Consider the following 23194-nt stretch of genomic DNA (forward strand, 5'->3'; position numbering starts at 1 on the left):
CCCCTAAGAGTTCAAGCCGTTCATTGCGCTAGCAATTTGCCGTGAGTGGCTATACACCAAGCGATGATCGGCACCCGGAACATTCACATACTGCCACGGCTTGACACTGTCGCGCGCTAGCTGCTGATGGCGCTCATGCATCGCCTGGGGCGATAAACTGCCAACAAAACTCATGCCAGCCACCGGCGGCTGCCACTCAACAAAAGATGGTGCATGCTGCTCCAACTCCGCCGCCACCGTCGCTAAAGCCCTAGCAAAGCCCGCGGGGTTTTCCGCCAAACGCTGCATGGTTAAGCGATCGGCTTGAGCATTGTCTGGCCGCTTAGGCGAGACAATATCTAAAAAATGGCGGTACAGGGCCTCCTCTTGCGGCTTAATCGCCAACTGGTGTGACAGCTGGCGGTAATCGGCCGCTTTGCTTAATAACACATCAGCATTGCAGCCGCCGAGCATGGCCGGCTCCAGCAAAAATAATCGACCGTGCAAATCATGCTGCTGTAACCAAGCCCAAGCGACCATGCCGCCGAAGGAATAGCCAGCCATATCAAAAGACGTCCAGTCCAGCCGTTGCAGCAGCTCTTGCAGCTGTTGCGCATAGGCACTAGCGCGCCAAGGCTGCTCGGTTAAAAAATACGACTGACCCATTTCCGCCAAGTCGATGAGCAGTACCTCTGACCAGCCTTTTAAATAATTGCTGACGTAGGTCCAAGTATTTTCACCGGCGACGCCAGAGCCATGCACCATCACCATGCGCGGACCACCGGCATACTGAGGGTATTGCAGTAACAACGCATGTTGATGCGCACTGGCGGTGTTTACATTAATCGGATGTCGTTCCATAAAACCATTGTGCTGTTAGGGACCAAGGCTGCTTAACCTGCGCTTCTGGCACCAAGGCGATGACATAACGCACTTGTGGATCACGAATTTCAAGCAGGGATTCAAATTGAGCCATACGCGCCCAGCTGGCGGCTTGTTGCACGCCATTTAACTGGGGCAGCCAATACAGGGGGTGTAACTGGTCGTTAAGTAATAATAACGCTGGGCGCAAACCTTCGCCTTGACTCACCAAACGCAGCTGTCGCGGCGCTTGGGCTGGGCCAGCCAGGGCAAAATACCAACCACGATAATGCTGTAGCTTTTTGTTTGGCTGCTGCCACAACAACGGCTGAGCGCGCGCAAACGAAGAAAATGCCGCCATTTTCTCTACGGGCAACGCGTCTTTAAAAGCAAATAAATAGCGCTCACAGCAGTTTTGCGGCGCATTTTTTACGCGAAAAGGCGGAATCAATATATGATCAAACACGGCTTCTTGCGGCGCGCTATCCGCCTTGCCCTCGCCAGGCTCATAGGTTTGCCGATGGGTGGTGCCCTGTTCATCGACCCAAATATAAAATGGCGGATTTTCTTGCTGATATTGCTGCTGGCGACGCTTGACCTCGGCCTCATCGGGGAAGTCATCAGGATCAACTGCCATGCCATCTGGCTCGGCGCTGTTTGACTTGCTCTGTTCTCCAGCTCTGTTAGCCGCCTTGTCATCGGCCGACGATGAACCCAGTTTAGGGCTGTTGTGCACCCGCCCCTGCTCATCGACCCAAGTGTAATAGTCACTGTCAGCCCAAGCTGGCCCGCAGGCCAGCATTAGGCACAGCATTAAAACTTGGTGCGAAAGCTGATACCAGCAGCGCCAATGGTGAGCTTGGTGTCGACGTCCAGCCCGGGATATGGGTTGGTGACGGTACATGTCAGGCAGTTCCGGTTAATGGCGTTACTGGAATTCGGGTATTCACCGACCTGTTCGGCGTCTTGCGGGTCGGCTTTAATCGACTCGGCAGATTGCATGAAACTGAGAGACAGGTCAATCACGGTGTCCATGTCCCACTGATAGCCCATGCCGACACTGTACAGCGAGGCAAAGCCCAGCGGCGCCTGAATGCTGCGGGCATTATCGGGAATGGAGGTTTCCCGTGGCTCGTAGCCGGCGCGCAATTGAACACGAGAGTTTAAATCGTACTGAAAACCAAAGCCCCAACTCCAAACACTGCGATAACCGAGGGTTTGACTTAAGGTGGTGTCGGTCACCAGCTCAGGCGCCAGTGTTTTAGCCGTGCTTAAAAAGCTCACTTGACGGTCGAACTCAAATTTAAGCGCATCCCACTTTTCAAAATCCGTCCAACCGGCATCGACGTTAATTTGATAGCGATCTAAAAAGCGAAATTTAGTCCCCAGCTGCAAATGCTGAGGGTAGGTCATTTCTACCGAGACATTACCCGATTCACGGCGTTGGCCGGTGGGCAGTGAAAAAATTGCGCCACCAATGGCACCCACAATGGACGAGCGAAAACTGCGAAAGAAGTCCGCAAAGTCGCGCGTATACTCCAGCTCGTAGGTGCCTTTTAAATGGGTCACCGCTTCGCTTTGATAACCCAGACCAAAGGCAAACCAGTCCGTCGGCTCCCATAACAGACCTAAGTTAAACGACGGTGACAGTGTCTCTTCCGTGGTTAAGCGCAGCTCACCGACGTCATCGTAAGGACCGATATTACCGCCACACAGGGTAATCAAAGGTGCCAGCGGGTCGTTGCCCGTCGGGTTACCGTCTTCATCGAAACAGCCAAACGAGTCTTGCAATAATTCACCCACCCCAACCAACACACTGGGGGCGCGAATATCCTGCACCACAGACACGGCTTGATGGGAGAACAAAAAACTGGCGCCTACAGAAAACTCATCGTTCACTTTATAGCCAAACGACGGCGATAAATAAGTAAAGCGCTGCAACGCCACTTGCTTGGCCTGATAGCGCCCCGGGTCATCATCCGCTTTGGCAAAGCCGGCCGCCATCGGTGCATACACCGCATTGGCAAAGGTAAATTTTGAGCCTGGCGGCTGAATCGATACGCCTGCAGTGGGCAAGGTTAAAATCGGCAGCATGTCCATGGGCATAATGCCATAGCCAGGAATGTAGGCCGCTGCCGATGCTTGGCTATCGCCTTCTTGTAAGATCGGGTCGTTAGAAATATCCAGCAAGCCGGCCTGATCGGCGTCGTAATCATCAGGCAACGAGAAGGTGGATGTGGCCGACAAATAAATATTCATCGCCTGCAACTGCCACTGCCGGCCATCCAGCTTGGTTAAGCCCGCCGGATTAAAGTGAATATCCATAATGCCGGTTGGGTCTGCCGTCACGGCATTGCCCAACGACATGGCCTTGGTATCCAAAAATAGGTTTTGTGCCAGCTGACTGTTGACCGTGTTGGGCAGCGATGCCATCAACACAGCTGCGGGCAAAGCACGACGCCAAAAGCGTCTGCGCGGAGTCATCTCAATCATTGATCACCCCATCAATTGGCCGCAGACGGTTTAACGCCTTCAATATCAATAGGCAGCGACAGGCCCAAAATAATATCAGGCGACAACTCCGTCATACCGAAACCGACATTGACGTTGGCAATGGTGGTGGGCGATACCCGCACCCCCAAGGCAAAGTTCATGATGCCAGATAACTGACTGCCACTGACGGAGTCAGTGGTGCGCCCTGTTGCCGGGGTGTACAGACGAAAACGCGTTTCATCGTTGTATGAACCCTGGAAAGACACACTCAAGGACACATCGTAAGAGAGCGAATAGGCAAAGCCCATCGACAGTGACAGCGAATTGCCGGGGTGAACTTCTTGTAGCAAGGAAGAGCCACGCACTTGATCCAGATCCGTCACCGGCAGGTTATAGCCATAACTGCCCGAACCAAACAGCACCACAGGGTCCATCACCTTGGACGCACTGATGCCACCGCTCCAACTGTAATAGCCCGAGCCACTGGAGAGGTTTTTATTTAAATCAATTTCGTACGGGCTGTCACCGGTTTTACTTTTAAAGGTGGTAAACAAAGTTTTACTGAGCGTACCCGGAATGTATTCCCACGGCTGCCAGCGCAACGTGCCGCTCAAATCCCCCAGGGCGTAACTGGTTAAGCTTTCTTCGGTATCAAACTTGGCCACCAAGGGTAGACGGCCACTGACGGTCAGGTTGTTAAACAGGCCGTAATCTAGGGTAAACGAGTTGGTAAAGGTGTGCGTGGCGGCCGGTGAAACATCCGCGTTGCGAATGGAAGAACTGCCCGTTGGCTCACCGTCTTCATCTAGGTTGGGCTCAACGACTAAGTTGATGCGCTGATCGCCGTAATAGCTGTAATCAAAATTGTAATTCAGACCAACGCCGCCTTGTTTGAGCAGCGAGTAGTTTTCCTCTGCCGCTTCAAAGACTTCTTCCAGTGCTTTTTCCGTGTCAGCGTCGTCTTCCTGCTTGGATAACGCTTCACGAGCCTGAGATAAATCGTCCTCCGCCCACACTCCTGGCGACAAAGCCAGCAGCAAAGGCAACGCATATAAAGAGTGGCGAGTCAGCATGAGTAGTCCTTGCGTGTAATTATTATTTTCTTCTGAAGCGCAGCGTTTTTTCAATTCGCTCGGTCGGGTCCTGAGTTACCCGCACATTGTACTCAGAGGGGTCGATGCCGTCTTCTGCATCTTCCAAGGTAATCTGATAGAGAAAATTGCCGTCTTCATCTGTGATGGCATTGCCATTGTCATCCAACTGCAGCTCATAGCTGGATTTGGCATTGTTGGACAGCGAAGCAATTTGGTTGGCAATTTTATCTTCATGGCGAATGGCCAGCAGCGGAAACTCGCGATAGGCATTTTCAGCAATCACCGACTCCGACACATAGCGCATGTCTTCTTCTCGCAGCGCCAAGCCATTAGCCGGCGTATGGCCATTAGGGAAGACGATAAATAAAATATTGTTATCCCACACTTCTAAAAAACGATGCATGGTAAAACTGATGTTGCCTTGAGCCGGATCAGCCACGTAAACACGGTCTTCGTGCACGGCACGAATCACCACAAAGTGTTTAAAGCCTGCATGATCAATGGGCGCAATGGCGGGGTGATCCAGCTCGCGCAGGTCATCTGCATCGGCGCGAAAACCACCGGATGGATGACCCAAAGCCGTCACCAAGCGCTTCATATCCAGCAGAGAAAACCCACGGCGCTGAATAATGCGCTCGGTTTCACCAAAGCGCAGCAAGCCTTCCATTACCTGGCGCTCGCGGAAATTACGGCCCAAGTAATAATCGAGCAAGGTCGTTAGGGCAGCAGAGCCGCAAGAATAGTCGTACTGTTGGCGCACCACGTTGTGAAACTTCTGTACCACTAACGGCTCGACATTGACCACCTGATCGGACTGAAACGGCTGATTCACATCGTAGCGAATAACGGTATCGCCCTGCTGGCGGTCATTAACAATGGCCAGCTCGTTGATCATGGCAAAACCGATGATGGATCCGAGGAGAATGACGAACACGGGTGGCAACCCCATTATTATTGTTATGTTGATTGCTACCCATGTTACATAAAATCACACAAGGCACCAAACGCTTTTTCCACCATTTACGCCAATCAACGAGCCCAGCATTAATGCATAAAAGAAACTCAGTATCCCCTCAAAACCCTGTAAATACACCACTGATACGGAGTTTTTTGACGGTCCAAGTACATTTCAAAAGTTGCCTCGTGTACCGCATTATAAGCCATTATATCGACAGCATATGCACTCCTTGTATCCAAAGAGAAAGGGCGATCCGTTTGCCGTGCAGTATAAATGGAGTAACCCGTCACTCCAGAGAATGGTAGGACATCCCAATCCACCCCCGGACAACGATAACTATTTAAGTTTCCTTGCGAAGTATTTTTGACTTCTTCCAGAATACCGCGCAGCGAGTCAAATGAGTCTTTGTCAGGTAAGATCGTTTCTCTGCAACTAGGATTAAGATCTACACCTGTCAGAGCCATTTCACGCTCGTACTCGATACTGAGCTCTTCACCTGTAGCGATACTTTGTGCCGTAAAATACTTCCGGGCCTGCTCCGAGTCTTCTATGTTGAGACGAAACTTCGAATGAATACCGCCTTTTGGCTTCAACAGTAATTCAGAGCCAGACAGCACATCCGCAACAACATACTCTTCTTTTTGCCAATAGCATTGAGATATTTGAGTACAAGCATCATCCATATAGTCATGAACGATGACACTACCACTCTCAGATATTTCTAAGAAACCCTGATTACCCTGTTCTTTAGAACACACCAAGTGTGAAGCCACACCTAACTTATGCCCCACAGGCTTCCATAAGCCCACCAAATTGCCTGGAATGATCACGCCTTCCTTTTCAGAACCAGAACCAGAACCAGAACCAGAACCAGAACCAGAACCAGAACCAGAACCAGAACCATCTTCAGGTACCGTTTTATTTACATCATTACCTTCATCTTCTTCACCCACACTCTCTGAGCGTTCAGCGCCATCAGAACTCTCGGTTGCCTCATGCTCATTTCCCTTTGGGCCGCTCGTCTTATGCTCATTACCACATGCTACTAATAGAGTGATGAGCAAGAGCAATACTACTTTCATACAAATAAAAACCTTTTTCAAATACGCAAAAAAACGGGCTGCATCAGCAGCCCGTTTTATAAAATGGCATCAGCAGTTTTAGTTGTGACCGTAGATGCGCTGAGTCATGCCAGCCAAATTGATGTCGGACACCTTAACGCCACCAATCGACTCACCGCCCATTTTAATAGCATCAATATCTAGGGTACCAGCTATCTGCCCCATCTGAATGTAAACACCGCCTCCATCAGCAACGCTTCCGCCTTTCGCCCAAATAGTTTGATCTATCGTTGCCGCCTGTTTGTCGCCATTACTGTCTAAGCTATAGAACTCCAAACCTTCAATTTGAACCGCAGAGCCATTAGCCAAATTATCTGCAACGACTTGCTCCGCTGCATTCAAGTTACCATCACCGTTACCACCATAGGCAGCACTATCCGCGCGAGTATCTGCTTGGGCACGAGTGTAACCGAAAGCACCGACATTCATATCTGTGATCTGAATGGCACTACGAGAGAGAATAGCAACAGAGCCTACCTGAGCCGATACTGGAAGATCAGCAGTGGCGATCGTATCGCCATTAGCAAAAGTAACACTATTACCTGCTTGCTCTAAATTAAAGATAAATGTCTCGGACTGGCCAAGGTTCAATGTCATATCAATGTTGTTGACTACCTCTGTAGTAGCACCACCAACGCTACGCAGCGCAAGAGCAGAAGAGTTACCGCTTGTGTCTGCTAGCGTGTCACCAATAGCAACTTGCATACCGGTGACACCAGTCATTCCAATAGCCAAGTTACCATTCGCATCAACATCAATAGTTTGCGTCAAGTTATTTACATTACTGACAGTAATGTCTTGAAGTAATACTGAACCCTGATCTGTGTACTCGATCTCACCAACAGAGATACCAGAGTTATCAATATCAATTTCAATGGTTACACCTGCCTGACCGGTGGTGTTTGATAACGTCGCATCATCCAGTGGCTGCAATGCTTGCGCTGCGAACGGTGCAGCAGCAATAGCCGCGGCGAGAGACGCTTTTTTGAGAAGTTTCATGTGTGCACACTCCTGATTATTTTTTTGCGTTGTGCGGGCCTTCCCGGCCCTATCACTGCGACACTGACTTAACTCTCTGTGGAGCCTTAGCAGTGATCGCGGTGAACTGTAGAAAATCGCTGTTATTGTTATTCGCTCTGTCAGCACCGAGCCGTGCTCGTTTTTGACTGCTGATAATCTATTACCCTCACCTAGGCCGTGTCTAGCAATGAGTTACATATTTTAACCGCCGTTCACACAAATCGGCGTTTAATGCCATGCCGGTATGCCAGACGTGCTGGTGCTTTTGCTGTAAAATCAGACACTTAACTGGATTTAGCCGGACGCCCAATTGGCACAAAATGATACACAACAAACTCCCCTTCAGCGCACGTAAGATACTGAAATACTGCCATTTTTTGGATAACCCAATTGTGTTTTACAGCGGCCAATCGGGCAAAGCGGTACCATCGTCGCAATCCGCGCTATCCAATCAGGACAGAATGGCCGTTTTGGCCTTCGCACCCCAACGGTGCTTGCAAGCCAATACCGCTGAATCCTTGCTAGACATGGTACGCCAGCTTAACGCTGATGTTACGGGCAGCCATAAAAGCATCGGCCTTGCGGAAGATCGCTTCGTTAGCGGCTGGGCCGGTGCTTTCAGCTATGACGCCGGTCAAGTCAACCCAGCCAATGGCCTACAGGGCGCAGCCGACAGCCAAGCGCCACTGGCTTGGTTTGGCTATTACCCTTGCTCAGTGCATTTGCAACTGGATAGCGACGATGCCTGGATATATCACCCAGATCACCTAGACACAGCCCCCTGGCGAGAAGCGCTGCAGCAGTTGCTGCAGCAGCCACCCAAGTTGCAAGCAGCCAAAGCCCGCCACTGGCAAGCAGGCTGGCACCTTGAGCAATACCGCCACGCCTTTGAGCGCATTCAGCATTATTTACGCGCGGGCGACTGCTACCAGACCAACCTCACTCTGCCATTTGAGTGCCCGGATGATCTCACCGAGCAATCACCTCTGCCATTGCTGCAGGCATTTGATGCGCCGCACAGCGGCTACTTAAAGACGGACGACTTCACCCTGTTTAGCGTCAGCCCAGAGCGCTTTATTCGTATCCAAGGCCAGCAACTGGACACCCGCCCCATCAAGGGCACGGCGCCCAGAGGTGCAACTCCGGAGGAAGACCAAGCACTGCTGAACGAGCTGCGCCAATGCCCAAAAAATCAGGCCGAAAATCTGATGATTGTTGATCTGCTGCGCAACGATTTGAGCCGCTATGCCACACCAGGTAGCGTCAGCGTTGAGCAACTGTTCGAGCCGCAAAGCCATGCCAATGTGCACCATTTGGTGAGCACCATTCACGCCGAACTCAAGCCTGACATTGGCCACGCCCAGGCTATTTTTGCCGCCTTGCCGGGCGGCTCAATTACTGGCGCCCCCAAACGCCGGGCAATGGAAATCATCAGCGAACTGGAAGCTGGCCCGCGCGGTTTTTATTGCGGCTCCATGGGTTACTTCGACGAGCGCGGCGTAAGCGACTTTAACATTCTGATCCGCACCATTTGCGCGCGCAAAAACGGTGCGCAGTGCTGGGGCGGCGGCGGCATTGTGCTAGACAGCACCGCCGAGTCCGAATTTCAGGAAGTACTGAACAAGGTCCAGCGCATTCTTGATCAACCGCTATAACCTCCAGTGCAAAGCAGCGGCCCGCCCCACAAACTCAGGCTGAAAGGCCTGACGCTTTCAGCCTCCAAGCCAAAAGCCAAAAGCCAAAAGCCAAAAGCCAAAAGCCAAAAGCCAAAAGCCAAAAGCCAAAAGCCAAAAGCCAAAAGCCAAAAGCCAAAAGCCAAAAGCCAAAAGCCATCCCTACCCTTGGTGAACTCGTCTGCGGCTTGCGCCGGTACTGCGTTTAAGGATGGTTTTGTGTGAACCTCAATATAGATAACGGTATAACCTCACAACTTCTCACTGAGGGGAAGGGGTAAAGATAACGGTATAATCTATAAGCTCAAATCTCGCTCGCTGGCTTCGATAAATGCTCGCTTAAGCTCTTCGTAGGTATGTACGGCTGGAAACTGCGGGAACTCATCAATTACGTTTTGTGGCGCATGAAACAGAATGCCGGCGTCCGCCTCAGCCAGCATGGTGATGTCGTTGTAAGAATCCCCTGCGGCGATGGTGCGGTAATAAATGGTTTGCAACGCCCGAATGGACTGACGCTTAGGATCGGCCTGGCGCAGCTTGTAATCGACCACCCGTCCTGACTCATCCGTCACCAAGCGATGACAGAACAAGGTGGGAAACCCTAACTGACGCATCAAAGGCTGGGAAAATTCATAAAAGGTGTCGGATAAAATAATGACCTGAAAGCGCTCACGCAGCCAGTCGAGGAATTCACGCGCCCCTTCAAAGGGCTTCAAGGTAGCAATGACCTCTTGAATGTCCTGGATTATTAAACCGTGTTCAGCCAGCAGGCGCAAACGCTGCTGCATTAACTCGTCGTAATCCGGAATATCCCGCGTCGTCGCCTTTAGCGCTTCAATGCCGGTTTTGTTGGCAAACTCAATCCAAATTTCGGGTACCAATACCCCTTCCAGATCCAAACATGCGACTTCCATGAGCTTTTCCCTCTATGACTTAGCGGATGATTAAAATGGTCACTCACTGTAGCCAGCAGGAAGGATGAGAACAATTGACTCAGGGCAGCTCTAAATAATTCGGTGCCCGCTCTGGACCCCCAGAGGGCTCCAGATCAGATGCCGTTTGCCGCTCCAGCCAGCTACAGCAAAAATCGGCGACACAGAGCTGGAGTGCTCTGGCGCTCCCCGCAGGGCGCGGGCGGCAGGCCTCCATAACGTCGTTGGCGATGTTGAAAAGGGCTGGCCATTTCCTGCCATCACCGCCTTGTTCTGAAAGCCTGCTGCACTCGCGCAGAGCTGTACAGAATTATTCAGAGATGCCCTATGTTATAAAAGCACACAGCATGGGTATGCTTTTTTATTATTAAATGGACTAAGTAGCGCATGTTAACCTTGCGCTCACAAGAACCACAGGACAACCGTGATGAGTGAAGAAATCGAGCAACTCAACCAGGACTTAGCCGACAAGCGCCCGAAAGACATTATTCGCCACGCGCTGGAGCAGCATGGCGCCATTGCCGTGTCTTTTAGCGGCGCTGAGGATGTCGTTTTGATTGATATGGCCGTTAAAATCAAACCCGACGTTGATATTTTCACCCTAGATACCGGCCGCCTGCACCCAGAAACCTACGAGTTTATCGAGCAGGTGCGCAAGCACTATGGCATTCGCATCGACATTCGCACGCCCGAGCAACAGGCGCTGCAGCAGCTGGTGCGAGAGAAGGGACTGTTCAGTTTTTTTGAAGATGGCCATCAAGAGTGCTGTGGCATTCGCAAGATCGAACCACTGCGGCAAAAATTGCTGACCCTGGACGCTTGGATCACTGGCCAGCGCCGTGACCAATCCCCCGGTACGCGCAGCGATGTGCAACTGGTGGAAGCAGATTCAGCGTTTCAAGGCCGCAATGGTGAGCTAACCAAATACAATCCGTTGGCACTGTGGAGCTCGGCTCAGGTGTGGGAGTACATTCGTCTGTTCGACGTGCCTTATAATCGCTTGCATGAACAGGGCTACATCAGCATCGGCTGCCAGCCCTGCACGCGCCCCACCCTGCCCAATCAGCATGAACGCGAAGGCCGCTGGTGGTGGGAAAACGCAGGCCATAAAGAATGCGGCTTGCATGCCGGCAACATCATTGAGAAAGGCTAACGCTGCACTGCGTATTTTTGCTGGCTGGCGCAACGGCGCCGGCCATTAATGCTCGGGCAACTCCAAGCTGTCGAACAGCTCTTCCAGCTCCTGACGGTTATGGCAATGCGCTGCTTGGTCGATGATGTCCTTAGTTAAATGCGGCGCAAACTGGGCGATGAAGTCGTACATATAGCCGCGCAAGAAGGTGCCCTTGCGAAAACCAATTTTGGTCACACTGGCATCAAACAAGTGACTGGCATCCAGCGCCGCCAGATCTGAGTCGGCCTCTTCATCAATCGCCATGCTGGCAACAATACCCACGCCCACACCCAAACGCACGTAGGTTTTAATCACATCGGCATCGGCCGCGGTAAAGGCCACGCGAGGCGTCAGCCCCCGGCTTCTGAAAGCTTCATCTAACTTAGAACGCCCAGTAAAGCCAAACACATAGGTCACCAAGGGGTAAGCTGCAATCTGCTCCAATGATGGCTTGGGCGTTTGCGCCAGCGGGTGGCTCTTGGGCACCAAGATACTGCGGTTCCAGCGATAACACGGCATCATAATCAAATCGCCAAACAGCTCCATGGCTTCGGTGGCAATGGCGAAATCCGTGGTGCCGTTGGCGGCCATTTCTGCTATTTGCATCGGCGTGCCTTGATGCATGTGCAAGGACACATCTGGATAGCTGCGCATAAAGCCATCGATCACCGGCGGCAAGGCGTAACGCGCCTGGGTGTGCGTCGTGGCAATCGACAGAGCCCCTTTCTTTTCATCACTGAACTCCTGCGCCACCTGCTTGATGCTTTCCACTTTGCGCAAGATCTCGCCGGCCACTTTTAAAATGGCTTCACCCGCAGGTGTGATGCGGGTCAGGTGTTTGCCGCTGCGAGCAAAGATCTCAACCCCCAGTTCGTCTTCCAGCAAGCGGATTTGCTTACTGATGCCAGGCTGCGAGGTGTACAAGACCTGTGCCGTGGCCGACACATTTAGATCGTGATGGGCCACTTCCCAGATGTATCGCAGTTGTTGCAGCTTCATAGTTCCTCCGCCAAGCAGCAGGTGTTTGTTATAAAAATATAAACAAATATTCTTTTCCAGAATAGATGTAAGCCTCTAAATTGGCCACCTGAACCCTCCTTAGAGCTACCGGTAGTACTTTAGACCATTCTTCATGGATATTTTGTTATATATAGGCGCCGGCGCACTGGTTGGCCTCATTGTTGGAATCACAGGCATCGGCGGCGGCGCTCTCATGACGCCGCTGCTGCTGATGTTTGGCTTTCCACCGCACATTGCCGTCGGCACAGACCTGATGTACGCCGCGCTCACCAAAGCCGGCGGCGCCATCAGCCATCACCGCCAAGGCCATGTTGAGTGGTCATTAGTGAAATTATTAGCCTGGGGAAGCCTGCCAGCAGCCTTGCTGACAGGCCTGATGCTGAAATCGCTGTTTCAAGAGTCGGAAGACTACGCCCATCTGCTGAGCAATGCCTTAGGCATTATGCTGCTGCTGACCGCATTGGTAATTATCGGCCGTAACCGCCTGCAGGCTCTGGCACAGCGCTACAGCAACGGCAGCCTGAGCAAGTGGCGCGGGCCGGCCACATTGATCATGGGCGTATTTTTGGGCGTTTTTGTTACCCTGTCGTCTGTTGGCGCGGGCGCCATTGGCACGGCCATTTTGATGCTGCTCTATCCGCTGTTGCGCAGCACCTCGGTGGTGGGAACGGACATCGCACACGCCGTACCGCTCACGTTGGCGGCCGGCTTGATTCACATGTATTTGGGCAATGTGGACTTTTACCTGCTAGGCGCCCTGCTGATTGGCTCATTGCCTGCCATTCACCTAGGCAGCCTGTTGAGCCGCAAAGTGCCCGAGCCGGTGCTGCGCCCGCTACTGGCCACCATTTTGTTTGGCATCGGAGCGCGCTACGCTTTTTTCTAATTTTTACAGCAAGCTTGGCTGAGTCGGCTGCCATTTCAGCTCGGGCAGCTGCCAAGCATCACACACCGCATTGGCGCGCTGAGGCGCGTTGTGATTACCAGCGGTGTGAATAAAAAAGAACGGCTGCCGCCCTTGCTGCTGCCACTCAATTAACTTGGCATGCCACTGCTGTAAAAATTCATCGTCGCGCTGCCACTGGCTATGGCCAATAAAACGCACCACAGGGTGTTTTCCCGTGGCAATCGGATGCACGGGCAAGCGCGGTTTTTTGGCGCGGGCATCCAGTATTTCTGCGCTTTGACCGTTATCGTGAAATAAGCCTCGCGTATCAAAGATAACGCGGTCTACCTCACGCTGCGTTAGCGCTCGTAGCAGCTGTCGCTCGGCATCGCCCTTCGCAAATAACTCAGGGTGGCGAACTTCAACGGCCAGGGGCACAGCCTGTTCTTGCCGCAATGCATCCAGCGCGCTAAACAGCTCAGGTAAGCGCTCAGGCCCAAATTGCGCTGGCAACTGCAGCAGCCCCAGCCCTAAACGTGAGCCAACGGCCTGACAGAAGTCCAACCAAGCTGGCAGCTCGCGCTTTAAAGCCTGTAATAAATCATGGCTGAGACTGATGCTGCGCGGCAGCTTAAAGGCAAAGCGAAACGATTCCGGCACTTGTTGCGCCCAGTGATGTGCGCGCTCAACCGTGGGCAAACCATAAAACGTGGTATTGCCTTCGACACTGGAAAACTGGCGAGCGTACTGTGCCAACGCCGATTGCGCATCGCCAACCGGGGCCAATAATTCACCCCGCCACTGCGGCATGTACCACATCGGCAAACCTAAGCGCAGCTGATTGTGATCCAGCGCCCTGTGCTTATGTGCAATTCGTTCGGTATTTGTCATAATCGGTCGAAGAAATTTCGGCAAGCCCACCAACGTCGCTCCACTGCGAAAAGCACGGCGTCGATTACAGCACAGGCGGGGAAATTTCTTATTTTAAAACTACCGTGATGAATTGGGAACGAGCATGTCCGACAGCCGCGTAGAAGATTTGAACATCGAGTCATTTTCACCCCTGATCACCCCTGATCAGTTAAAAGCTGAATTACCCATCAGCGACGCTGCCGTCGCTAGCGTTCAAAAAGGTCGCCAGGTCATCCGCGATATCATTGATCGCAAAGATAAGCGTATTTTTCTGGTGATAGGCCCCTGCTCCGTGCACGACATCGAAGCGGCCCACGACTACGCCGCTCGCTTGCGCGACCTAGCCGAAGAAGTCAGCGACACCTTATATTTGGTGATGCGAGTGTATTTCGAAAAGCCGCGCACCACCGTGGGCTGGAAGGGCATGATCAACGACCCTTACATGAACGACACCTTTAAAATCCAAGACGGCTTGCACCGTGCCCGTAAACTACTGCTGGATTTAGCCGAAATGGGGCTGCCGTTATCCACTGAAGCTCTGGACCCGATTTCGCCGCAGTATTTGCAAGATTTCATCGCTTGGTCGGCGATCGGTGCACGCACCACTGAGTCACAAACCCACCGTGAAATGGCCTCTGGCTTATCGTCTGCCGTCGGCTTTAAAAATGGCACCGATGGCAGCCTGACCACGGCCGTGAATGCATTAAAATCCGTTGCCAATCCGCATCGCTTTTTGGGCATAGATCAAAGCGGTTCGGTGTCTGTCGTTTCTACGCGCGGCAACCCCTACGGTCACGTGGTATTGCGCGGCGGTGGCGGCAAGCCTAACTATGACTCGGTGAACGTCTCTTTGGCCGAACAAGCATTGGCGAAAGCTGATTTGCCCGCCAACATCATGATTGACTGCAGCCACGAAAATTCGAGCAAAGACCCAGCCATTCAGCCCTTGGTGATGGACAATGTCAGCAACCAGATTTTGGATGGCAACCAATCCATTATTGGCTTGATGGTCGAGTCTCACCTCAAGCATGGCCGCCAAAATATTCCAGCCAACCTAGACGATTTGGAATACGGCTTATCGGTCACCGACGGCTGCATCAGCTGGGAAGAAACAGAAGCTGCGGTTCGCAAAATGCGCGACAAGCTGAAAGACGTTTTACCCAAGCGCTAATTTCAGCCACAAAAAAAGCCGCTCAAATGAGCGGCTTTTTCATAACGACGGCTATATCGCCAACGCGGCTAATCCACGTTGAATATCGGCAATAATGTCGTCGATGGACTCCAAGCCCACAGCAATGCGTAACAAACCATCACCAATGCCCGCACGAGCGCGTTCATCCTCACTCAAGCGACTGTGCGTGGTGGTTGCCGGATGGGTAATGGTGGTTTTGGCGTCGCCCAAATTGGCGGTAATGGAAATCAGACGCGTGGCATCAATGACTTGCCAAGCGCCTTGCTGGCCACCCACGACCTCAAACGACAGCACACCGCCCGGATGGCGCTGCTGCTGCTTCGCCAGATCAAACTGCGGATGACTTTCCAAACCAGCATAATTCACGCGCACAACGGCCGGTTGCTTTTGCAACCACCGCGCCAGCGCTAACGCATTGTCAGAATGCGCTTTCATTCGCAGCGCCAGCGTTTCTAACCCCTTGGTAAACACCCAAGCATTAAACGGGCTCATGGTCGGCCCTGCGGAGCGCAAAACGCCGACCACAGGCTCAATTAATGCCTCACTGCCCACCACGGCACCGCCGATGCAACGGCCTTGACCATCAATATATTTAGTCGCTGAATGAGTAACTAGATCCGCCCCCAGTGTTAATGGCTGCTGCAATGCCGGCGTGCAAAAGCAATTATCGACCACCAACAAGGCATCGCGTTGATGAGCCAGCTCAGCGATGGCGGCGATATCCGCCACTTCAATCACCGGGTTGGATGGCGACTCCAAAAACAGCACGCGGGTGTTGTCTTGCAGCGCCGCGCGCCAGCTGTCGAGATCAAGCAAGTCAACGTAGGTGACTTCAATGTCGAATTTGCGCAGAAATTTTTCGAACAGCACATTGGTGCTACCAAACACACTGCGCGAAGACACTAAATGATCGCCGCTTTTTAAGTGCGCCATGCACACGGCATAAATCGCCGCCATCCCCGAAGCCGTCGCCGCACATGCCTCAGCCTGCTCTAACGCGGCCAAGCGCTGCTCAAACGTGCGTACCGTCGGATTGGTGTAGCGCGAATACACATTACCTGGCTCATCGCCCGCAAAGCGTGCGGCCGCTTCGGCCGCCGAGCGAAACACATAGCTGCTGGTCGGGAAAATAGCCTCTGCGTGCTCACCTTCATGCGTGCGCTGCTGCCCGGCTCTAACGGCCAGGGTTTCAAAATCGACGTCAGCAAACTCGGCTGGATAGCGCTCGGAATAATCCGTCATAGCTGACCTTCTACGCCGTCGTCATTGTGCAAATCGATGGCGACGTTTTCGACGCCCTGCTCTTTATTCGCATCGTTGCGCAGCGCCGACAAGCGCTCAAAATAAGCGTCATCAATATCACCGGTCACGTATTCACCGGTAAAGACCGAGCAATCAAACTCTTTCGCCGACGTGCTGCTGCCCTCTAAGCAGGCTTCGATTAAATCGGGAAGGTCCTGATAAACCAGCCAGTCTGCACCGATGTCTCTGGCAATTTCATCGGTACTGCGATCATGCGCAATAAATTCTTCCTTGGCTGGCATATCAATGCCATAAACATTTGGATAACGCACGGCAGGAGCGGCAGATGCAAAATACACTTTGGCAGCGCCCGCATCACGCGCCATTTCAATAATTTGCTCACACGTCGTGCCGCGCACAATGGAGTCATCGACCAGCAATACGTTTTTACCGCGAAATTCCAAATCCAACGCGTTGAGCTTTTGGCGCACGGATTTTTTACGCTGTTTTTGCCCAGGCATAATAAACGTACGGCCAATGTAGCGGTTTTTCATAAACCCTTCGCGGTACTTAACGCCCAAACGCATGGCCAACTCCAGAGCTGAAGAGCGGCTGGTGTCGGGGATCGGAATAACCACATCAATGTCGTGCTCTGGGTGCTCACGCACAATTTTGTCGGCCAGTTTTTCGCCCATGCGCAAACGGGCTTTGTAAACGGCAATTTCATCCATAATGGAGTCTGGGCGAGCAAAATAAACGTATTCGAACAAACAGGGCGTCAAGCGGGTATTGTCGGCACAGAGTTGGGTATGCAACTCGCCCTCTTCCGTAATGACCACCGCTTCGCCTGGCGCAATATCACGCTCCAGCTTAAATTCCAGCGCATCGAGGGCCACCGACTCCGATGCCACCATGTATTCCATACCGGCGGCGGTTTCTTTGCTGCCAAACACTGCTGGGCGAATGCCATTAGGATCACGAAACGCCACCACGCCAAAGCCGCTGATCATAGCAACCACGGCATAACCGCCTTTAACGCGCTCATGTACGCGGCGAACCGCCTTAAAAATCACCTCGGGCGTTGGTTTTATTTGTCCTTGTACCTGTAATTCATGCGCAAAGATGTTCAGCAACACTTCAGAATCTGAGGTGGTATTTACATGGCGCAAGTCTTCACGGTAAATGTCTTCTGCCAATTGCTCAGCGTTGGTCAGGTTGCCGTTGTGCGCCAAGGTAATGCCGTAGGGAGAGTTGACATAAAACGGCTGCGCTTCCGCCGAGCTGGAGGTACCCGCCGTTGGGTAGCGAATATGGCCAATGCCCATATTGCCCACCAAGCGTTTCATATGACGAGTGCGAAAAACATCGCGCACTAGGCCATTGTCTTTGCGCAGGTACAATTTATTTTGGTAGCTGGTGACAATGCCAGCAGCATCCTGGCCGCGGTGTTGTAAGACCGTCAGAGCATCAAAAATACCCTGGTTAACATGGGATTTACCAACAATACCCACTATTCCGCACATGCGCGTTCTACCTCAAACAAGGACTACTGAGAAAACCATTCCATTCGCTCGGTCGCTGCTGGCAGCGTTTTGCGCGCCCAATCAGCCACCGTTTCGAGATGGGGAATGACGACAGACTGCTGGTACCAGGCATCTTCTGCTACCAGGGTGTATTGCAAACCATAGACGATGGCGACCAAAATCAGCAGACCGCGCACCGCACCGAAAAACATGCCAAAAACGCGATCGGTGCCACTTAGGCCAGTGACACGCACCAACTCAACAATCAAATGGTTTAATAAGGCGCCGATAATCACCGTACCGGCAAACAAAATAAGGAAGGCGATCATCCAACGCAGTGACGCGGTATCGACATGCCCTTCTAATAAGGTTGCCAAATTACCGCTGAATAGCCGGGCCACGACAAAGGCGACGATCCAGCTGGCCAGCGATAACGCCTCGCGCACAAAGCCGCGCTTTAGGCTAATCAGGCTGGATATCACTACCACTGCGATCAGCACCCAATCAATGATGGCCATGCCACTGCTCTCTTACCGACGATCCAGAACCGCACTGAACAAGGTGTCAGTGCAAATTGAGCGCGCAGTATATCAGACGGTCATATGAATGACATGATGTTGTCACTCAAAGCCAGCAAGCATGCGGCTTACAGGCCGATTTCCTGACTTTAAAGACAACTTTTTAGGAACGCGCACGGTAGCGCTTAATGTACACATCTTGCTGCTGTAAACGCTGTCGCAATCGCGCTTGCAGTGCCTCGGCCTCATTGCGCTGCAACACCGGGCCAACGTAAACACGCACCCAGTTGGAATCCGGCTGCACTTGCAAATAGCTCTTAAAACCGTCGGCTTGCAGTTGATCTCGCAGTTTTTCGGCATTGGCACGCTGAGCAAAAGCACCGACTTGCAGCGACCAAGCATATGGCATATCACGATCGTCTAGGGTAGCGCGATCGCCTTGAGTGCGCGGCGCTGCCGGATCGTCACGCTCGATGGTGCGTTGCGGCTCCGGTGTTGTCGCCTGCTCACTGCTGCCGCTGGCCAACTGCTCAAGTTCGATTCTTACCCGCCGCTCGCGCTGCTCATCGGACCAGTTGGGCGTTTGCGGCATGGGTGGAATATCCGTGGTCAGCGGCAAACGTGCACGATTGCCATCTAAAAAGATGGGCAGCACGATGGCCACGGCAATGACGGTCACCAGCGCCCCAACTATGCGTTTTTTAAGATGCTGCTCCATGCCCTAGGCGTTCCTCCATCCAGTTCAAAGCCTGCTCCACTGTATAGAAGGAACCGGCCACCAGCCAGCGCCGATGCGGTTGCTGAGCCGCAAACTGCATCGCTTCGGCGACACTGTTAAAGCAAGCGTCGACAGGCTGCGGCACGCGCTCTGCTAATTGCTCAGCGCTCAGCCCGCGCCATACATCTAAACCAGCCAACAGCAATTGCTGATGCTGAGGCAACAAGGCAACTAAGTCTGCGACCGGCTTGTCTTCCAACGCCGAGAAAATCACTCCATCGACTTGTGGCAACACCTGCGCCAGATGCGCCATCGCCTGAGGGTTATGCGCCACGTCCAAGAACCACTGCTGCTGGCCCAACGCCAGTTGCTGCAAGCGCCCCGGCACTCGCAACTCCGCAATCACCTGCCTAGCGACCGCCTCAGACGGCAAGCGCTGCACTGCTGCTAGAGCTTGCAAAGCCGTGGCCACGTTGTGATAGGGCACGTTTACTTGCGGGATGGACCAGCTCATCTCCTCACCCGCCGAGCTAAAGCTCACTTGATAGCCTTGCTCGCTGGCTACGATATCAAACGCTTCCCCGCGCGCCAGCCAAACGCCCTGCCGGGCATTGACCGTCGCCCGCGCTCGCTCAGGAGGCTGCGGCTGACCGCATATCAGTGGACGCCCGGAGCGGGCAATGGCGCATTTTTCATAGGCGATGTCGTCGACGCTATTCCCCAGCCAAGCTTGATGGTCCAAGCCAATGCTGGTCACCACGCAAGCATCGGCATCGGCAACATTCACCGCGTCCAAACGCCCGCCCAGGCCAACTTCAAGAATGCAGACATCCAGCGACTGACGGGCAAAGAACTCCAGCGCACTGAGGGTACCGAACTCGAAATACGTCAACCCGGTATCGCCACGCGCCTGCTCGACGCGCTCAAACGAGGCCACCAGCTCGGCATCGGTTATTTGCTCACCGTTGATTTGCACACGCTCGTTATAGCGCTGCAAATGCGGCGAGCTGTACACACCGACTTTTAGCCCCTGCACCTGCAGCAACGCACTCAGCAAAGCCGACGTGGTGCCTTTGCCGTTGGTGCCGGCAACGATCAGAGTCAAAGGCGCTGGGCGCCGGCATGCCATCACATCGGCAACGGCGGCCACGCGCTCAAGTCCAAGGTCGATTTCCGTGGCGGTCAGTGACTCCATATACTGGAGCCACTCAGGCAAAGAGCGCTCAGCCATCCAGCGCCTGCCGCATTTCACGCACCAATGTCGACACCTGCTGGCGCGCCTTATCTGGTGCACCGGCATGATCAGCGATCAAGTTGACAATGGCACTGCCGACAATGACACCGTCTGCCACTGCACCCACGGCGGCCGCCGTGGCACCGTCGCGAATACCAAAGCCAACACCCACGGGCAGAGACACCTGCTGGCGAATGCGCGTAAGGTTGCGCGCCACATCATCGACATCCAGCGCCGCTGAGCCGGTCACACCTTTCAGCGACACGTAATAGACATAGCCACTGCCACTGGCGGCAATGCTGGCGATGCGTGCATCCGTGGTGGTAGGCGCAATCAGATAAATAACATCCAACTCGGCCTCACGGAAAATACCGCCGATGTCTTCCGCTTCTTCGGGCGGCAAGTCGACCATCAAAACACCATCAACACCCGCTTCCTTAGCACTCGCAACAAAAGTCTCATACCCCATCGCTTCAACCGGATTGAGATAGCCCATCAACACCACGGGCGTGCGGCTATCTTGCTGGCGAAACTCCGTCACCATAGCCAGCACATCGCGCAACGATGTGCCATGTGCCAGAGCGCGCTCACACGCCAATTGAATAGTCGGGCCATCGGCCATCGGGTCTGAAAACGGCACCCCTATTTCAAGGATGTCAGCACCGGCTTCAACCAGGGCATGCATCATGGGAACGGTGGCGTCTTTGGCGGGATCGCCACCGGTAATGTAGGGAATCAAAGCCTTGCGACCTTGTTGCTTCAATGTGTCCATTACCGCCGCAATACGACTCATGATACGACTCCTGACTGATCTTCATGCACGCCATCAAGGCTGGCCACGGTATGTATGTCTTTATCACCACGGCCCGATAAATTAACCACGATGCTTTGATCGCTGCGCATGGTTTTCGCCAGTTTCATACCAAAGGCGATGGCATGAGCACTTTCCAGCGCTGGCATAATGCCTTCCATGCGAGTCAATTGATGAAAGGCTTGCAACGCTTCGTCATCGGTGGCCGCAACATAATGTGCACGACCAATGTCCTTCAACCAGGAATGCTCAGGCCCAACGCCGGGATAGTCCAGACCCGCCGACACCGAATGCGTACCCATGATTTGGCCATTGTCGTCTTCCATTAAGTAGGTGCGGTTGCCGTGCAGCACACCAGGGCGCCCTTTGCTCAGCGGTGCGGCATGATCATCACCATCAAGACCCAAGCCACCGGCTTCAACACCGTACATGGCGGTTTCATCGTGACCGATGTACGGGTGGAACATGCCAATGGCATTGGATCCACCGCCGACGCAGGCCACCAACGCATCCGGCTGGCGCCCTATCAACTCCAAACTCTGACGCTGCGTTTCACGGCCGATGATGGTTTGAAAATCACGCACCAGCATTGGGTAAGGATGCGGCCCTGCCGCCGTGCCAATAATGTAGAAAGTATCATCGACATGGGTAACCCAGTGGCGCATGGCTTCGTTCATCGCATCTTTCAGCGTACGCGTGCCCGACTCTACGGCTTCCACCTCAGCACCCAACAGGTTCATACGATAGACATTGAGTTTTTGCCGCTCGACGTCCACCGCGCCCATAAACACCCGGCATTCCAGGCCGAAGCGCGCCGCTACCGTGGCCGAGGCAACGCCGTGTTGGCCGGCGCCGGTTTCAGCAATCACCTTTTTCTTGCCCATATATTTGGCCAGCAATGCCTGACCAATGGTGTTGTTGATTTTGTGGGCACCGGTGTGATTCAAATCTTCGCGCTTAAGATAGATTTGCGCACCACCACAATGGGCCGACAAACGCTCAGCATGATACAGCGGTGATGGACGCCCCACATAGTGTGCCAAATCACGGTCAAACTCGGCCCAAAAATCGGGGTCTTGGCGCAGCTTAGAATAGGTTTGCTGCAGCTCATCCAATGCTGCGGTCAGAGTTTCAGAAACAAACCGGCCGCCAAAAATACCAAAGTGGCCGCGCTCATCCGGCAGTGTTAAGTCGATTGCGTTGTTGGTCGCCATACTGGACCTCTTTCATAAATGCACAAATTTTGTCGTGATCCTTGATGCCTTTCTCGGCTTCGACACCGCCACTAACATCAACCGCATATGGGCTAACTTGCTCAATGGCCGTTGCAACATTGGATGGCGCTAGGCCACCCGCTAAGATCACGGGGGTTTGCAGTTCCTCAGGAATCAAAGACCAGTCAAATGACTCGCCGGTTCCGCCGGGAACTCCTGGCTTATAGCTGTCTAGCAGAATCGCCAGTGCACTTGGGAAGCGCAGGCATGACGCCACCACATCCGACGCTTGCCGGACGCGTAATGCCTTAATGAAGGGATGTTTGAACTGACTGCAGAAGTCATCTTCCTCGTCACCATGAAATTGAAGCAAATCGATTCTAACGCTATTCAGAACCGTCTGCACCTCTTCTCGCGAAGGGTTAACAAACAAAGCCGTGACCGTGACAAACGCCGGCACTGCCAGCGCAATTTCACGTGCCTGCTCAACACTGACAGCGCGCGGACTGGGCGCATAAAACACCAGCCCAATCGCATCGGCTCCCGCCTCAACCGCAGCCACAGCATCTTCGGGGCGGGTAATACCGCAGATTTTTACTCGGGTCCTGACCATACACAC

At 53.2% G+C, this 23194-nt stretch carries 22 protein-coding genes; 4 read left to right on the forward strand and 18 right to left on the reverse strand.

The annotated features are described in order from the left end of the window. Window positions 1-3: 3 nt before the first annotated feature. From IE090_RS07095 to IE090_RS07125, 7 genes are all read right to left on the reverse strand, one after another. Window positions 4-840, reverse strand: a complete 837-nt coding sequence (locus IE090_RS07095; RefSeq protein ID WP_189387661.1) for an alpha/beta fold hydrolase — start codon at window positions 838-840, stop codon at window positions 4-6. Next, window positions 821-1654, reverse strand: a complete 834-nt coding sequence (locus tag IE090_RS07100; protein ID WP_189387662.1) for a DUF4124 domain-containing protein — start codon at window positions 1652-1654, stop codon at window positions 821-823. Before IE090_RS07100 ends, IE090_RS07095 begins: the two co-directional genes overlap by 20 nt. Continuing rightward, complete coding sequence (locus IE090_RS07105) at window positions 1654-3333, reverse strand: OmpP1/FadL family transporter (RefSeq protein ID WP_229815547.1); 1680 nt, start codon at window positions 3331-3333, stop codon at window positions 1654-1656. The genes IE090_RS07100 and IE090_RS07105 overlap by 1 nt, the downstream gene beginning before the upstream one ends. An 11-nt stretch (window positions 3334-3344) precedes the next feature. Then, a complete protein-coding gene (locus tag IE090_RS07110) occupies window positions 3345-4406 on the reverse strand; it encodes a transporter (protein WP_189387663.1) in 1062 nt (353 codons plus the stop codon). 22 nt (window positions 4407-4428) lie between these two features. Next, entirely contained in the window at window positions 4429-5361 is a 933-nt protein-coding gene (locus IE090_RS07115) for a C39 family peptidase (RefSeq protein WP_229815549.1), read from the reverse strand. Window positions 5362-5489: 128 nt separating this feature from the next. Continuing rightward, window positions 5490-6467: a hypothetical protein gene (locus IE090_RS07120; RefSeq protein ID WP_189387749.1), complete on the reverse strand. Its 978-nt coding sequence runs from the start codon at window positions 6465-6467 to the stop codon at window positions 5490-5492. A gap of 78 nt (window positions 6468-6545) precedes the next feature. Continuing rightward, window positions 6546-7505 (reverse strand): DUF6160 family protein, encoded by a 960-nt coding sequence (locus IE090_RS07125; protein ID WP_189387665.1) that lies wholly within the window; start codon window positions 7503-7505, stop codon window positions 6546-6548. A gap of 482 nt (window positions 7506-7987) precedes the next feature. Here IE090_RS07125 and IE090_RS07130 point away from each other — a divergent pair, with 482 nt between their 5' ends. Continuing rightward, window positions 7988-9181 (forward strand): anthranilate synthase component I family protein, encoded by a 1194-nt coding sequence (locus tag IE090_RS07130; RefSeq protein WP_189387666.1) that lies wholly within the window; start codon window positions 7988-7990, stop codon window positions 9179-9181. 314 nt (window positions 9182-9495) lie between these two features. Here the strand turns inward: IE090_RS07130 and thrH are convergent, their stop codons facing one another. Further along, window positions 9496-10113, reverse strand: coding sequence for a bifunctional phosphoserine phosphatase/homoserine phosphotransferase ThrH (gene thrH, locus IE090_RS07135; RefSeq protein ID WP_189387667.1), 618 nt, complete (start codon window positions 10111-10113; stop codon window positions 9496-9498). Window positions 10114-10555: 442 nt separating this feature from the next. On the opposite strand from thrH, the gene IE090_RS07140 reads away from it, so the two are divergent. After that, window positions 10556-11284 carry a phosphoadenylyl-sulfate reductase gene (locus tag IE090_RS07140; RefSeq protein WP_268247115.1) on the forward strand — a complete coding sequence of 243 codons (729 nt, stop codon included), beginning with the start codon at window positions 10556-10558 and terminating at the stop codon, window positions 11282-11284. 45 nt (window positions 11285-11329) lie between these two features. Here IE090_RS07140 and cysB read toward each other — a convergent pair whose 3' ends face one another. Further along, window positions 11330-12304 carry an HTH-type transcriptional regulator CysB gene (cysB, locus tag IE090_RS07145; RefSeq protein ID WP_189387669.1) on the reverse strand — a complete coding sequence of 325 codons (975 nt, stop codon included), beginning with the start codon at window positions 12302-12304 and terminating at the stop codon, window positions 11330-11332. Between the two features lie 133 nt (window positions 12305-12437). Here cysB and IE090_RS07150 point away from each other — a divergent pair, with 133 nt between their 5' ends. Beyond that, window positions 12438-13211 (forward strand): sulfite exporter TauE/SafE family protein, encoded by a 774-nt coding sequence (locus IE090_RS07150; protein WP_189387670.1) that lies wholly within the window; start codon window positions 12438-12440, stop codon window positions 13209-13211. 3 nt (window positions 13212-13214) lie between these two features. Here the strand turns inward: IE090_RS07150 and IE090_RS07155 are convergent, their stop codons facing one another. Next, window positions 13215-14102 (reverse strand): DUF72 domain-containing protein, encoded by an 888-nt coding sequence (locus tag IE090_RS07155; RefSeq protein WP_189387671.1) that lies wholly within the window; start codon window positions 14100-14102, stop codon window positions 13215-13217. 124 nt (window positions 14103-14226) lie between these two features. On the opposite strand from IE090_RS07155, the gene IE090_RS07160 reads away from it, so the two are divergent. Next, window positions 14227-15294, forward strand: coding sequence for a 3-deoxy-7-phosphoheptulonate synthase (locus IE090_RS07160; protein WP_189387672.1), 1068 nt, complete (start codon window positions 14227-14229; stop codon window positions 15292-15294). Window positions 15295-15345: 51 nt separating this feature from the next. On the opposite strand, the gene IE090_RS07165 is transcribed toward IE090_RS07160, so the two are convergent. The 8 genes from IE090_RS07165 to IE090_RS07200 form a co-directional block, all read right to left on the reverse strand. Further along, window positions 15346-16557, reverse strand: coding sequence for an O-succinylhomoserine sulfhydrylase (locus IE090_RS07165; RefSeq protein ID WP_189387673.1), 1212 nt, complete (start codon window positions 16555-16557; stop codon window positions 15346-15348). Beyond that, entirely contained in the window at window positions 16554-18080 is a 1527-nt protein-coding gene (purF, locus tag IE090_RS07170; RefSeq protein WP_189387674.1) for an amidophosphoribosyltransferase, read from the reverse strand. The genes IE090_RS07165 and purF overlap by 4 nt, the downstream gene beginning before the upstream one ends. A gap of 23 nt (window positions 18081-18103) precedes the next feature. Next, on the reverse strand, window positions 18104-18598 hold the full coding sequence (locus tag IE090_RS07175; protein ID WP_189387675.1) for a CvpA family protein: 495 nt from the start codon (window positions 18596-18598) through the stop codon (window positions 18104-18106). A gap of 163 nt (window positions 18599-18761) precedes the next feature. Beyond that, the gene (locus tag IE090_RS07180; RefSeq protein ID WP_189387676.1) at window positions 18762-19316 is read right to left on the reverse strand and encodes an SPOR domain-containing protein; all 555 of its coding nucleotides are present in this window, start codon (window positions 19314-19316) and stop codon (window positions 18762-18764) included. Further along, complete coding sequence (locus IE090_RS07185) at window positions 19300-20547, reverse strand: bifunctional folylpolyglutamate synthase/dihydrofolate synthase (RefSeq protein ID WP_189387677.1); 1248 nt, start codon at window positions 20545-20547, stop codon at window positions 19300-19302. The genes IE090_RS07180 and IE090_RS07185 overlap by 17 nt, the downstream gene beginning before the upstream one ends. Further along, on the reverse strand, window positions 20540-21343 hold the full coding sequence (trpA, locus tag IE090_RS07190) for a tryptophan synthase subunit alpha (protein ID WP_189387678.1): 804 nt from the start codon (window positions 21341-21343) through the stop codon (window positions 20540-20542). The genes IE090_RS07185 and trpA overlap by 8 nt, the downstream gene beginning before the upstream one ends. After that, window positions 21340-22575, reverse strand: coding sequence for a tryptophan synthase subunit beta (gene trpB, locus IE090_RS07195; protein WP_189387679.1), 1236 nt, complete (start codon window positions 22573-22575; stop codon window positions 21340-21342). The genes trpA and trpB overlap by 4 nt, the downstream gene beginning before the upstream one ends. Beyond that, window positions 22535-23188, reverse strand: coding sequence for a phosphoribosylanthranilate isomerase (locus IE090_RS07200; RefSeq protein ID WP_189387680.1), 654 nt, complete (start codon window positions 23186-23188; stop codon window positions 22535-22537). Before IE090_RS07200 ends, trpB begins: the two co-directional genes overlap by 41 nt. Window positions 23189-23194 lie beyond the last annotated feature (6 nt).

This window comes from Bacterioplanes sanyensis, assembly GCF_014652515.1.
GTDB lineage: Bacteria > Pseudomonadota > Gammaproteobacteria > Pseudomonadales > Oceanobacteraceae > Bacterioplanes > Bacterioplanes sanyensis.